The sequence below is a fragment of the Streptomyces sp. 8K308 genome, assembly GCF_004348315.1.
Taxonomy (GTDB): domain Bacteria; phylum Actinomycetota; class Actinomycetes; order Streptomycetales; family Streptomycetaceae; genus Streptomyces.
This window is the reverse complement of record NZ_SMKC01000240.1, coordinates 1-11,200: the sequence shown is the minus strand read 5'-3', so window position 1 is coordinate 11,200 and position 11,200 is coordinate 1. Positions and strand designations below refer to the sequence as shown.

The 11,200-nt window shown below is 72.1% G+C and carries 16 protein-coding genes; 6 read left to right on the top strand and 10 right to left on the bottom strand.

What is annotated here, in order from left to right; genetic code table 11:
- Positions 1–245 (bottom strand): DUF397 domain-containing protein (locus E1265_RS26040; RefSeq protein WP_132933449.1); only part of this gene is annotated, 245 nt, incomplete at its 3' end.
- Positions 242–1,129 (bottom strand): helix-turn-helix transcriptional regulator, encoded by an 888-nt coding sequence (locus E1265_RS26035; protein ID WP_132933448.1) that lies wholly within the window; start codon positions 1,127–1,129, stop codon positions 242–244. The genes E1265_RS26035 and E1265_RS26040, both read right to left, overlap by 4 nt.
- Positions 1,130–1,648: 519 nt before the next feature.
- On the opposite strand from E1265_RS26035, the gene E1265_RS37295 reads away from it, so the two are divergent.
- The 4 genes from E1265_RS37295 (at position 1,649) to E1265_RS26025 (ending at position 3,623) form a co-directional block, all read left to right on the top strand.
- Positions 1,649–1,822: a hypothetical protein gene (locus tag E1265_RS37295; RefSeq protein WP_165953879.1), complete on the top strand. Its 174-nt coding sequence runs from the start codon at positions 1,649–1,651 to the stop codon at positions 1,820–1,822.
- Between the two features lie 106 nt (positions 1,823–1,928).
- Positions 1,929–2,417 carry a Bro-N domain-containing protein gene (locus E1265_RS39635; RefSeq protein ID WP_243741113.1) on the top strand — a complete coding sequence of 163 codons (489 nt, stop codon included), beginning with the start codon at positions 1,929–1,931 and terminating at the stop codon, positions 2,415–2,417.
- 9 nt (positions 2,418–2,426) lie between these two features.
- Positions 2,427–2,843 carry a hypothetical protein gene (locus tag E1265_RS39630; protein WP_243741112.1) on the top strand — a complete coding sequence of 139 codons (417 nt, stop codon included), beginning with the start codon at positions 2,427–2,429 and terminating at the stop codon, positions 2,841–2,843.
- A gap of 315 nt (positions 2,844–3,158) precedes the next feature.
- A complete protein-coding gene (locus tag E1265_RS26025) occupies positions 3,159–3,623 on the top strand; it encodes a GNAT family protein (protein ID WP_132933447.1) in 465 nt (154 codons plus the stop codon).
- Between the two features lie 4 nt (positions 3,624–3,627).
- Here E1265_RS26025 and E1265_RS26020 read toward each other — a convergent pair whose 3' ends face one another.
- From E1265_RS26020 to E1265_RS25995, 6 genes are all read right to left on the bottom strand, one after another.
- Complete coding sequence (locus E1265_RS26020) at positions 3,628–4,653, bottom strand: ABC transporter permease subunit (protein WP_132933446.1); 1,026 nt, start codon at positions 4,651–4,653, stop codon at positions 3,628–3,630.
- The gene (locus E1265_RS26015) at positions 4,650–5,549 is read right to left on the bottom strand and encodes an ABC transporter ATP-binding protein (protein WP_132933445.1); all 900 of its coding nucleotides are present in this window, start codon (positions 5,547–5,549) and stop codon (positions 4,650–4,652) included. The genes E1265_RS26020 and E1265_RS26015 overlap by 4 nt, the downstream gene beginning before the upstream one ends.
- Positions 5,550–5,651: 102 nt before the next feature.
- Positions 5,652–6,314, bottom strand: coding sequence for a response regulator transcription factor (locus tag E1265_RS26010; RefSeq protein ID WP_132933444.1), 663 nt, complete (start codon positions 6,312–6,314; stop codon positions 5,652–5,654).
- Positions 6,311–7,489: a histidine kinase gene (locus E1265_RS26005; RefSeq protein ID WP_132933450.1), complete on the bottom strand. Its 1,179-nt coding sequence runs from the start codon at positions 7,487–7,489 to the stop codon at positions 6,311–6,313. Before E1265_RS26005 ends, E1265_RS26010 begins: the two co-directional genes overlap by 4 nt.
- A gap of 2 nt (positions 7,490–7,491) precedes the next feature.
- The gene (locus tag E1265_RS26000) at positions 7,492–7,989 is read right to left on the bottom strand and encodes a metal transporter (RefSeq protein WP_132933443.1); all 498 of its coding nucleotides are present in this window, start codon (positions 7,987–7,989) and stop codon (positions 7,492–7,494) included.
- Positions 7,990–8,063: 74 nt separating this feature from the next.
- Positions 8,064–8,582: a DinB family protein gene (locus E1265_RS25995; protein WP_243741111.1), complete on the bottom strand. Its 519-nt coding sequence runs from the start codon at positions 8,580–8,582 to the stop codon at positions 8,064–8,066.
- A gap of 202 nt (positions 8,583–8,784) precedes the next feature.
- Between E1265_RS25995 and E1265_RS25990 the strand changes: the two genes are divergently transcribed.
- Positions 8,785–9,312 (top strand): hypothetical protein, encoded by a 528-nt coding sequence (locus tag E1265_RS25990; protein ID WP_132933441.1) that lies wholly within the window; start codon positions 8,785–8,787, stop codon positions 9,310–9,312.
- Between the two features lie 7 nt (positions 9,313–9,319).
- Here E1265_RS25990 and E1265_RS25985 read toward each other — a convergent pair whose 3' ends face one another.
- Entirely contained in the window at positions 9,320–9,910 is a 591-nt protein-coding gene (locus E1265_RS25985; protein ID WP_132933440.1) for a TetR/AcrR family transcriptional regulator, read from the bottom strand.
- Between the two features lie 104 nt (positions 9,911–10,014).
- Between E1265_RS25985 and E1265_RS25980 the strand changes: the two genes are divergently transcribed.
- On the top strand, positions 10,015–10,464 hold the full coding sequence (locus E1265_RS25980) for a VOC family protein (RefSeq protein WP_132933439.1): 450 nt from the start codon (positions 10,015–10,017) through the stop codon (positions 10,462–10,464).
- Here the strand turns inward: E1265_RS25980 and E1265_RS25975 are convergent.
- Positions 10,461–11,200 (bottom strand): aminotransferase class I/II-fold pyridoxal phosphate-dependent enzyme (locus tag E1265_RS25975; protein ID WP_132933438.1); only part of this gene is annotated, 740 nt, incomplete at its 5' end. The two genes, E1265_RS25980 and E1265_RS25975, sit on opposite strands and share 4 nt — an antisense overlap.

Below are 11,200 nucleotides of genomic sequence, written 5' to 3'. Positions count from 1 at the left end.
GTGGTGGCGTAGGTGAGGAAGGCCGACCAGGTGGCGGGGGAGGTGTGGAACCGGGGGCCGTCCGACTGCTTGGAGTCGCGGACGTGCACGGCGTCGGTGCCCGTCGCCACCTCGACGCAGGCGCCGCCCTCGTTGGTGCTGTAGCTGGACGTGCGCCACTCGACGGCGACCTCGACGCATGCGCCGCCTTCGTTGTCGCTGTAGCTGGACCTGTACCAGGCGAGCTCGGGTGTCTCGTTGCTCATAGTTCTCCCAGTAGCTTCTCGATCAGCTCCGTGGACTCCCGGAAGTTGAGAGCCTGTGCTCGGATACTTCCATATCGGGCCGCCATCAGACGCACCTGTTCCGCGTCGGTGATGAGGCGGTTCTGCCCGTGAGATTCGATGTGAGCGAGCTGGGACTTGCCCTTCGGGGTGAGCAGGATGAAGGGCCCGGTCAATCCCGGGTGTTCGGGTTGGGCGGTGGGCATGATCTGGAGCTCGGTGCCGGGGAGTTCCGCGGCGCGGAGAAGATTGAGCAACTGCCCGCGGTGCACCTCTCGGCTGCCGATCCAGCGGCGCAGCACCACTTCCTCGATCACGAAGCTGGTCTTCGGCGGCGGCCAACTGTGCAGGATCTTCTGGCGTTCGACGCGGTCCGCGACGTGGGTGTCGATGGTCTCCTTCGAGAATGGCGGTTGCCGGACCCCGTACAGTGCCCGCGCGTACTCCTCGGTCTGGAGTAGTCCCGGAATCACCATGGTGCTGTACTCGTGGATTTCCACGGCCGTGCCTTCGAGCCGGGCGAAGACGCGGAACCAGGCCGGATGTCGCGTCCGCGCCTTGCTGCGGGCCTTTTCCAGGTCGTCGATGACGGCGGTCAGCATGCCGCCGGCGCGGAAGAGCTTGTCGGCCGCCACCAGCATTTCCGGTGAGGCGACGCGGCGGCCGCTCTCGACCGAAGAGACCATGTCCACACCGTAGTTGAGGCGCTCGGCCGCCTCCGGCTGGCTGAGGCCGGCCCGTTCACGTGCCCGTTTGAACAGCTTGCCGACGGCGCGGATGAAGTCGCGGGCGCCGTCGTTGTCTTCGGGCAGTTCCGCCTCTGGATCCTGTGACTGCGACTGTGCTTGTGCTTGTGCCTCGGCCATGCCACCACATTTCTCCGCTGACAGGTGACGACCCGTGGTCGTACCCGGACCGTGCGTACCGGTTGTAGTGCTGGCCACGATAAGTGGGTATCAGGACCGTAGGGGCATGACAGCAGAAAATCCGCCGCAGCCGCGCACTTTCGTGCAGCAGTTTGCTCCCACGCGCCGGTCTGTGCGCCTCGCACATCGACTTGCAATTCATCAACTTGGTATGTGGGGTCATTCGCCCGAGAGCCCGCTTTGTGCCGTGGCCGGGGCGATGGTCGATGAGCTGGCCGCCTGTGCCGTTTTCTCCGGCCCTGGGGTGGGCCGCGGATTCCAGCTTCGGCTTCGGCAGCCGGGTCTTGTGGGGGCACTACGCATCGAAGTACGCGACGCACGCGGCGATTTCCGTCAACCGCCGTGGACGCGTGGTCGCGGCCCGCTTGTCGTTGCGACGCGGGCCAGTGTCTGGGGGTTCACGGATCAGCGCGGCGTCGGCAGGACGATTTGGGCTGAGTTGGAAGAGATTGAATAGACATGAGCGCGCAGCAGAACGCCGATGGAGACGGAACGACTGACGCACCACAACAGAGCCAGGCGCAGGGTCAGGAGCAGGGTCAGGACAGTCCGACGCTGCAACGCCTGCGGCAGCGCGTCCGCGAGGTCAACGCGCAGAGCGAGGCCAACGCCGTTCTGAAGGGCGGGTGGTGAGAGCAGGCGCTCGAACCGATCGCACAGGAGTACCGGCAAGCTCGAACGGGTGAATATGGGCTGATTGAGTGAGTTTGAGGGCGATCATCCGTCTAGTGTCCGTCTCGTGGATAGACGGAACATTCAGCGACACCGCTCGGCGGACGCGATCGACATCAACGACTTCGTCCACACGGCGACGGGCATGCGAGTTCGGCGGCTGACGCTGCCAGACGGTTCGCACTGGTTCCCCGCCGTGGACCTGGCCACTGGTCTGGGGTACGTGAACACTCGGCAGGCCGTCCTGCATCATGTCGCCAAAGAGCACACCGCCCTGTTGAGCGATCTTGCAAGCAGCGTCTATGGAGTAGGCACCTCACGCAACATCGCAGGTCACGGGCTCAAGAAGTCCATGCGCATGGTGAACTTGCAGGGCTTGGTCGCGCTCGTCAACGGGAGCACGAAGCCCGAGGCCCGCCCCTTCAAGACGTGGGTCAGCGAGATGGTCGTCACCGTTCAGCGTGAGGGTTCGTACTCGTTGGAGACGGTCGAGGCGCAGTCGGTCACGGCGTACCCGATGCCGCAGCAGGTCGCCGACGTCATCGTGCGGTTGTAGGAGTTGAACGTGCGCTCCGACAGACGGTTGGCCGAGGCGCAGGAGGAGGCGAACCGTGCGCGGTGGGAAGGTGTCGCCGCGCTCCAGACGATGGCGCGGTCCGTCGCGCGGCTGGCGGACTCGTTCGATCGCGTGCCTCGGCAGCGGGTTCCGTCCGACCAACCGTCCGCCTCCGCACAGGAGTTGTTGGAGTCGTGGCGGTCGCGGCTGACGGTCACGGAGGACGTCTGGGCTGTCGCCGTGCTGCTCGCGCCCGCGCTCGCCGAGAGTGGTGAGGCGCGGTACGGCGTCGAGGAGATCGCGGCCGGTACGGGGCTTGCCGAAGCGCGGGTGCACGACTGCCTGCGGTTCCTCATCAAGCGTCAGTGCGTCAGACAGATCGGCTCGATTCTCAACACCCGGGTGTACGGCCTGACTCAGGCCTGACGCTCGCTCGCGTACGTGGTGGATGTGATACGTACCGTGGCGATCAACAGATGAGAGTTGACCCCTGTGGTGCGCCAACACCCCGGGGCCCGGCGACAGGAAACACCCTCCCGACGCACAATCACCGTAGCCGCGCGAGCGGTTCGGGCCGACGCGCCAACGGGGGATCTGCCGTGCCTGCGCCGGCCTCGGCGACGGTGACCGGGCCGGGGAGTACGCGCACCAGGCCGAGGTCGCCATGCGCGGGTTGGCCAAGGTGCGCGCCGCGCTGCGCGGCGGCCCGGCTGTCAGTGGGGGGTGGCAGACTGCGCCGGCATGAGAGAGCAGGTGCGGTTGCGGGACGTCGAGGTGGCCGATCTGGAGGTGTTCCTCGCGCAGGAGCACGACCCGGAGGCCGTGCGCCGGTCGAGGTTCCAGCCTCGCGAGCGGGACCGGTTCATGACGCACTGGAAGGAGCGGATCCTCGGGGACCCCGACGTCCTCGTGCGGGCCGTCACCGTCGACGGCGAGCTGGCGGGGAGCCTGGTGGCGTGGACGGCGGACGACGGCCGGCGGTTCATCGGCTACTGGCTGGGCCGGGAGTTCTGGGGCCGGGGCATCGGCTCGCGGGCGCTGGCGCTCTTCCTCGAGGAGGAGACGGCGCGCCCGCTGTACGCCGATCCGTACGTGGGGAACTCGGCCTCGGTGCGGCTGCTCGAACGGCACGGCTTTCGCCGTGCCGGATCGGACTGGGACGGCGAGGACGAGCACGTGGTCCTGGTGCTCGACGGGGACCGCTGACCCGTCAGCCCAGCCTGCGGTGGACGCGCCAGAGGCCGAAGGCCGTCAGGAGGGCGCTGGCCGCGAGGTAGAGCGTCGTCTCCGCCCACTGGAACGGCCAGTAGCGTTCCGCGGGGTGGTACGAGACGTCGACGTGCAGGTCGAGTTCGCCGAGGCACACCGCGGTGTCGCCGAACCTGCCGCCGGCACCGGTCTCCGGCGGGCTGTCGAGGCAGTTGTTGAACGTGGCCTCGCTGAGCGACGCGCCGTCCGCGGTGCGCAGCGGGCTCGTGTGGCTGATCCAGGCGCCGGGGGCCTCGGGGAGTTCGAGGCCGCCGATGGTGGCGCCGCCGCTGATGGAGCCCAGGTTCCTGGCCTGGTTGATGGCCTCGGCGGTCATGGGCAGCGACGCGGTCTCCGGGGACATGAGGTGGGGACGCACGACGTTGGGCACCAGGAGTTGGAGCGCGAGGAAGGCCACCAGGGTGAGGGCCATCGCCGGCAGGGTGCGGCGGAGCAGGAGGCCGACGACGGTGCCCAGGACGACGGCCAGGGCGGCGTAGCCGAGCGGCACGATGTCGCGGGCGCCGAACTCCAGGGCGCCGAACCGGGTCCGGGCGACCTCGTCGAACGGGCCTGCCGCCCAGGTGAGCAGCGCGCTGGCCGCGCCGGTCACGGCCATGGCGGCCAGGCCGACGACCAGCAGCTTGGTCAGGAGCCAGCGGCGGCGGGTCACGCTCTGGTTCCACACCAGCCGGTGGGTGCCGCTCTCGATCTCCCGGGCGATGAGCGGCGCGCCCCAGAACGCGCCGATGACGGCGGGGACCAGCGCGAGCCCGGCGGCCAGGAACAGCAGGGTGTTCTGGTAGGCGCTCCGGAACTGGGCGGCGGCCTCGGCGCAGTCGGCTTCGGTCTCGCACCGGGACCGGTACGCGTCATGGGCGTCGCGGATGTCCAGGCCGAGATGGCCCAGGTAGGCGGCGGCCAGGGCCAGCGCGAGTGCGGCGACGAGCGCCTGGACGCGGAACTGCCGCCAGCTCAGCCAGATCATCGCCGGTCCCTTCCGGTGGGCGCGGTCGCGCGGGTCAGGTAGGCGAGGACGAGTTCCTCGATCGTGACGGGTCCGGCCGTGCCGGGTGGCGGCAGCGCCGCCGCGTCGCCGCGCACGAGGGCGGTGACGTGGGGTCCGCCATCCTCGTCGACCGTCCTGATGACGTCGACGCCGGCGGGCAGGCGGTCGAGTTCGCCGCGTGGCAGGACCAGGCGGTGGTGGGTGGCCAGCAGGTCGGGGATGTCGCCGGCGACCTGCACCCGGGAGTCGCACAGCACGACGAGGTGGTCGCAGGCCCGTTCGACGTCGCCGAGCAGGTGCGAGGAGAGCACTGCGCTGGCGCCGAGTTCGGTGACGAACTCCAGCAGGTTCTCCAGGAACCTGTCGCGCGCCAGCGGGTCGAGCGCGGCGGCCGGCTCGTCGAAGATCAGCAGCTCGGGGCGGGTCGCGGCGGCGATGGTCAGTGCCAGTTGGGCGCGCTGGCCGCCGGAGAGCCGGCCGGCCTTCTGGGTCGGGTTGAGACCGACCTGGGCGATCCGTCGTTCGGCCAGGGCCTGGTCCCACGTCGGGTTGAGCCGCGCGCCGAGGCGGAGGTGGTCGGCCACGCTGAACGACCCGTACACCGGGGTGTCCTGGGCCACGAAGCCCACCCTGGCCAGGTGCGCGGCGCTGGCGGCGGGTCGGGATCCCAGGACGTCGAGCCGGCCGGACGTCGGCTCGGTCAGTCCGCAGGCCAGGTGCAGCAGCGTCGACTTGCCGGCTCCGTTCGGGCCGACGAGGCCGATGACGCGGCCGGGTGGGATGGTGAGGTCGACGTCGCGCAGCGCCGTGCGGCGGCCGTACCTCTTGGTCAGGCCCTGGGCCTTGAGTACCGGTGGGGACTGCTCGTTGGGCATGGGCCCATCCTGGAAACCCGGGCCTTCGTCCGGCACCGGCCCAAAGCACGGTCCCGGCCCGCGGTGACCCGTCTTTCGGCCGGTTCGGCGGCCGGGCCGCCGCTATGCCGTGCTGGTCACCACGCGGTTCTCCCACGCCCAGGCGGCGATCCCGACGCGGTTGCGCACGCCGAGCTTGCCCTGGATCGCCGAGACATGGCCCTTGACCGTGCTGAGGGAGATGAACAGCTCGCCGGCGATCTCCTGGTTGGTGCGACCGTGCGCGATGGCGCGCGCGACCTGGAGTTCGCGTTCGGAGAGCGGGGACGGCTCCCCGCTCGCGGGGGCCGGCGCGGCGGCGGTCGCCAGGTGCCCAAGCAGCCGCACGGTGACGGACGGCGAGACCAGGGCCTCGCCGTTGGCGGCGGCCCGGACCGCCTCGACCAGCAGGGTGGGGCCGGCGTCCTTGAGGACGAAGCCCACGGCGCCGCCGCGCAGCGCGCCGTACACGTACTCGTCGAGGTCGAAGGTGGTGACGACGACGATCCGCAGCGGATCGCGCACGCCGGGGCCGGCGAGCGCCCGGGTGACGTCGATGCCGTCGAGCCGGGGCATCCTGACGTCCACCAGGCACACGTCGGGGCGCAGCCGGCGGGCGAGGGAGACGGCCTCGGCGCCGTCGGCGGCCTCCGCGACGACGCTGAAGTCGGGCTCGTCCTCCAGGATGAGCCGCAGGCCGCCGCGGATCATGGCCTGGTCGTCGGCGAGCAGGACCCTGATGGTCATCGGGGCTCCCGGGTGGGGACGGGCAGGGTGGCGTGCACCGACCAGCCGGCGCCTGGGCCCGGGGCCGGGCCGGCGGAGAGCGTGCCGCCGAGCGCTTCGACGCGCTCGCGCATGCCGACCAGACCGTACCCGCCGCGGTGGGTGGGCCGGGCTGGTCCGGGCGGGGCGTCGTCGACGACCTCGACGGTCACCCCGCGCGCGCTCTGGCTGATGGTGACCGCGACCGAGCCGGCGTGCGGCGCGTGGCGCAGCACGTTCGTCAGGGCCTCGCGGACGACGCGGTAGACGGTGCTGGTCACCTCCGGTGGCCACGCCGGCGCGCCGTCCTGGGCGTCGTCCGGGGCGTCGGGCATCCGCAGGGCGACCTGGGGACCCTGTCGGCCTTGCCGGTTGAAGCGCTCGACCAGCGCGTCGAGCCCCTCGGGGCCGGGCGAGGTGGAGGCCGGCAAGGTCCCTGGGGCATCCCGCAACAGCCCGACGACCCGGCGCATCGCGGTCAGGGCGTCGGCGGCGCAGGTTTCGATGTCGGCCAGGGAGTCGGCGACCTTGCCCGGGTCCTTGCGCCCGACGAGTTGGGCGGCCTGGGCCTGGATCAGCATGCCGGTGAGGTGGTGGGCCACCACGTCGTGCAGCTCGCGGGCCAGTTCGAGGCGTTCCTCCCGGCGCACGTTCTCGGTGGCGGTCCGTGCCCGGTCGTCGAGGAGCCGCAGCCAGAGTCCGGCGGCCACGGCGGCCAGCAGGGTGACGGCGGTCAGCCCCGTCACGCCCGTGATGCCGGACGTGGCGGGCCGGGCGGCGAGTTGGCCGCCGGCCACGACGGCGAGCCCGGCGGCCGCGATGGACCCGGCGGGTACGGGCGGCAGGGCCCGGGACGCGGAGCCGACCAGCACCGCCAGGGCGAGGGCGGTGGCGGGGCTGGGCTCCTGCGGCAGGTCGGCGACCCCGGACGCCGCGCCGGCGGCGGCCGCGACGGCCAGGCCGGCGACCGCCGACCAGGCCCGCCGCCTGCGGCGCCCCAGCGCGAGCAGGCACGCCGCCACCGCGAAGGCCGCGCCGGGGAGCCAGTACCAGCCGCCCCAGCTCTGCGCGATGGAGACGACCTGGACGAGGAGCGCGACGAGGAACAGCGCGCCGAACCCGGCGGTGAGGGCGAGCCTGACGCCACGGTCCAGCATGGTCACCCCGCTGAACCTACCGGCCCGTCGACTGGCGGGCGGCCCCGGTCGAGGACGCGCAGCCAGGCGCCGAGCCCCGGGGCGGCGATCCAGGCCAGGGTGGCGAGCACCAGGACCCCGCCGTCCCCGGAGAGCCAGGTACCCGCCAGCACCGCGAGGCTCGCCAGCCAGACGCCGCCGGCCCGCGCCGGCGGCAGGGCCCGGATCGCGGAGCCGACCAGCACCGCCAGGGCGAGGGCGGTGACCGGTCCGGGCTCCTGGGGGAGGTCGGTGGCCGCCGAGACGCCGACGCCGAAGGCGGCGACGGCCAGCCCCGCGCAGGCGGTCAGGGTCCGCTGCCGGCGGCGCAGCAGGGCGAGGGCGCCCACCACCACGCTGACGGCGCTCGTGAGCACCCAGGATGCCCCGCCCCAACTGTCCATCAGCAGCAGGACCGTGCCGACGATCCCCAGCGCGAACATGACGGCGAGCCCGACGTCGACCGCGTTACCTCTGTCCATGGTCGGAGAGGCTAGGAAACGCGGCCGGGGCGCGGACCCGGCCGAAAGTACCGTTGTGGCGGCGGAGCCGTACTTCAGCGGAGGCGGAGGACGTAGCCGATCTCGCTGACGTTCTTGGCCAGTTCGAAATTGACCCAGCCGGCGATGTCGACCAGGCGCATGCCCTCGCCCCAGGGGAGGGTCCTGGTGCGGTCGGTGGAGTCGAGGTCGGCGTCGGTGAGGGGCTGGAGCGCGGCGCGCCAGTCGTCCTTCAGGCCGCGCAGCCAGTCGGCGGCGGAGGCGGCGTCGCCGGGCCAGGCGATGGCCTCGCGCTCGGGCGCGCCGTCGCCGAAGCAGTGGCCGAGGGTGGTGGTCCACCAGTAGCCGATGTGCCAGGTCAGCCACCCGATGGAGGTGGCCGGCGCCGGCTCCGGCTCCGGCACCCGCCAGTCGGCGACCCACCTTCCGGCCTCGTCCTGCCGGACGGTCCAGCAGTTCGGGGTGGGCTCGAAGAGGCAGGCGTCGTCGTCGATCGCCGGGAGGTGGTACTCGAACAGGGACCAGACCATGTCGAGTTGGCCGGTCACGAGTTCAACGCGGGGAGTGGTCGTCACGACCGGCGAGCCTGACAGGCCGCCGCCGCGTCCCGCAAACGAATTCCACCGCCCCCGGTTCCGGCGCTGACCTGCGCCTTCGTGGTCCTGGCGCATGCTGGTGTCATCTGGTGGCGCGGATGGCGTCGTAAATGGCTCGTCATGGCGCCATCGATGTGCCATGATGGCGTCACGAGCTGGGGGTCATCGAAGGGGTCGGATCATGGAGACAGCACGGAGCCAGCAGCAGGCGGCGCCCGGCGCCTTCGTCGCGTTCGCCCGCTTCGTGCTCTGCGGCGGCGGGATAGGGCTCGCGTCCAGCTTCGCCGTGGCGGGGCTCGCCGCCTGGATGCCCTGGGCCCTGGCCAACGCCCTGATCACCGTGGCCTCCACGCTCCTGGCCACCGAGGCGCACGCGCGCTTCACCTTCGGCGCCGGCGGGCGCGCGACCCGGCGCCAGCACGCCCAGTCGGCCGGGTCCGCGGCGGCCGCGTACGCCGTGACCTGCGCGGCGATGGTCGTGCTGCACCAGCTGGTGGCGGCGCCCGGCGCGGTGCTCGAGCAGGTCGTCTACCTGTCCGCCTCCGCGCTCGCCGGCGTCGCCCGGTTCGTGGTGCTGCGCCTCGTCGTCTTCGGGCGGAACCGCTCGCGGGCCACGGCCGCCGCGCCGGACGCCGCCCGTCCCGTGCCCGCGACCGTGGCCCGCGCCGCGGCCCCGGCCGACCCCGCGGCGCTCTGCCGGGCCGCCTGAACGCGCCCTAGGGGCGGGCGCGGAGGCCCGAGAGGAGGCGGTCCAGGGCGCGCTCCGTCTGGGCGAGTGCCCGCGGGTCCTGTGCCTCGGCCAGCCAGAGGGCGGCCTCGTTCATGGCGCCGGAGAGCAGGCGGGTGAGGGGCGCCACCGGCTGGTCGGGGATGGTGCCGGCCGCGATGAGGCTGTCGAGGGCCTCGGCGAGGTGGCGGGCGGAGGACTCCTCGTCCATGGCGCGCCACTCGGCCCAGCCGAGGACGGTGGGGGCGTCCAGCAGGACGATGCGGCGGACGGTGGGGTCGGCCGCGGCGGAGAGGAAGGTCCGACAGCCGGCGCGCAGTTGCTCCCAGGGGTCGTCGTGGCTCTGGGCGGCGGCCGCGACGCGTTCGCCGAGCTCGGCCTGGACCTCGGCGACCACGGCGCGGAAGAGGCCGAGCTTGCTGTCGAAGTGGTGGTAGGCGGCGCCCTTGGTGACGCGCACCGCGTGGGCGACCTCGGCGAAGACGACGTCGTGGTAGCCGTCCTCGGCGAAGCGGCGGCGGGCCTCGTCCAGCAGGGCGCGGCGGGTCGCCGCCCGCTGCTCGGCTCTCGTCGGGGCCATCGCGGTACGTCCTCCCTCGCATTCACGTACCCGGGGTATGTTAGCGTGCGATTTCACATACCTGAGGTATGTGAAACAGGGGAACGAGGCAAGGGAGACCTGTCATGAGTGCCGAGCTGAGCGGCTTCTATCCGGTGATCGCCAGCCGCGACGTCGCCGCGTCACACCGCTTCTACGCCGACCACTTCGGCTTCGCGGCCACCTTCGAGGCCGACTGGTACGTGAGCCTCCACCGGCCGGACGCCCCGCGCTACGAGCTGGCGCTGCTCGACCACGCGCATCCGACGATCCCCGAGGGACACCGCACCGCCATCCGGGGCGGGCTGCTGCTGAACTTCGAGGTCGACGACGTCGACGCCGAACACCGGCGTCTGGTCGGCCGGGCGGGCCTGCCCGAGGTGCTGTCGTTGCGCACCGAGGAGTTCGGGCAGCGGCACTTCATCGTCGCGGCACCGGACGGCGTCCTGATCGACGTCATCACCGTCGTGCGGGCGACGGCCGAGTACGCCGAGCAGTACGCCCCAGGGCACGCGCCGGGAGCCAGGGCTAGCTAGCCGCTCAGGCGCCGCAGGCGGTCGGCGGCCTCGCTGAGGACGTCGTCGCGCTTGCAGAAGGCGAAGCGGACCTGGGTGCGGCCGGCCTCGGGGTCGTCGTAGAAGACGGAGTTGGGGACGGCGACGACGCCGCAGCGGGCGGGGAGGGCGCGGCAGAAGGCGTAGGCGTCCTTCTCGCCGAGGGCGGCGATGTCGGTGGTGATGAAGTACGTGCCGTCCGGCCGGTAGACCTCGAAGCCGGCCGCGCCGAGGCCGGCGGCCAGCAGGTCGCGCTTGCGGCGGAGGTCGGCGCGTAGCTCGTCGAAGTAGGCGTCGGGCAGGCGCAGCGCCTCGGCGATCGCGTACTGGAAGGGGCCCGAGCTGACGTAGGTGAGGAACTGCTTGGCGGTGCGGACGGCGGCGACCAGCGGGGCGTCGCCCATGGCCCAGCCGACCTTCCAGCCGGTGAGCGAGAACGTCTTGCCGCCGGAGGAGATGGAGACCGTGCGCTCCCGCATGCCGGGCAGGGCCGCGATGGGGTGGTGGGCGCCCTCGTAGACCAGGTGCTCGTAGACCTCGTCGGTGACCACCAGGAGGTCGCGCTCGACGGCGAGTTCGGCGATCGCCGCCAGCTCGTCGGGCGTGAGGACCATGCCGGTCGGGTTGTGCGGGGTGTTGAGCAGCAGCAGCCGGGTGCGGGGGGTGACCTTGGCGCGGAGCTCGTCCAGGTCGGGGCGGAAGGAGGGGGCGCGCAGGG

What these genes read in the sequence shown, in the direction of transcription:
- E1265_RS26035 (WP_132933448.1), bottom strand. Translation starts at nt 1,129, where the DNA reads ATGGCCGAGGCACAAGCACAAGCACAGTCGCAGTCACAGGATCCAGAG.
- E1265_RS37295 (WP_165953879.1), top strand. Translation starts at nt 1,649, where the DNA reads ATGAGCGCGCAGCAGAACGCCGATGGAGACGGAACGACTGACGCACCA.
- E1265_RS26025 (WP_132933447.1), top strand. Translation starts at nt 3,159, where the DNA reads ATGAGAGAGCAGGTGCGGTTGCGGGACGTCGAGGTGGCCGATCTGGAG.
- E1265_RS26020 (WP_132933446.1), bottom strand. Translation starts at nt 4,653, where the DNA reads ATGATCTGGCTGAGCTGGCGGCAGTTCCGCGTCCAGGCGCTCGTCGCC.
- E1265_RS26015 (WP_132933445.1), bottom strand. Translation starts at nt 5,549, where the DNA reads ATGCCCAACGAGCAGTCCCCACCGGTACTCAAGGCCCAGGGCCTGACC.
- E1265_RS26010 (WP_132933444.1), bottom strand. Translation starts at nt 6,314, where the DNA reads ATGACCATCAGGGTCCTGCTCGCCGACGACCAGGCCATGATCCGCGGC.
- E1265_RS26005 (WP_132933450.1), bottom strand. Translation starts at nt 7,489, where the DNA reads ATGCTGGACCGTGGCGTCAGGCTCGCCCTCACCGCCGGGTTCGGCGCG.
- E1265_RS26000 (WP_132933443.1), bottom strand. Translation starts at nt 7,989, where the DNA reads ATGGACAGAGGTAACGCGGTCGACGTCGGGCTCGCCGTCATGTTCGCG.
- E1265_RS25990 (WP_132933441.1), top strand. Translation starts at nt 8,785, where the DNA reads ATGGAGACAGCACGGAGCCAGCAGCAGGCGGCGCCCGGCGCCTTCGTC.
- E1265_RS25985 (WP_132933440.1), bottom strand. Translation starts at nt 9,910, where the DNA reads ATGGCCCCGACGAGAGCCGAGCAGCGGGCGGCGACCCGCCGCGCCCTG.
- E1265_RS25980 (WP_132933439.1), top strand. Translation starts at nt 10,015, where the DNA reads ATGAGTGCCGAGCTGAGCGGCTTCTATCCGGTGATCGCCAGCCGCGAC.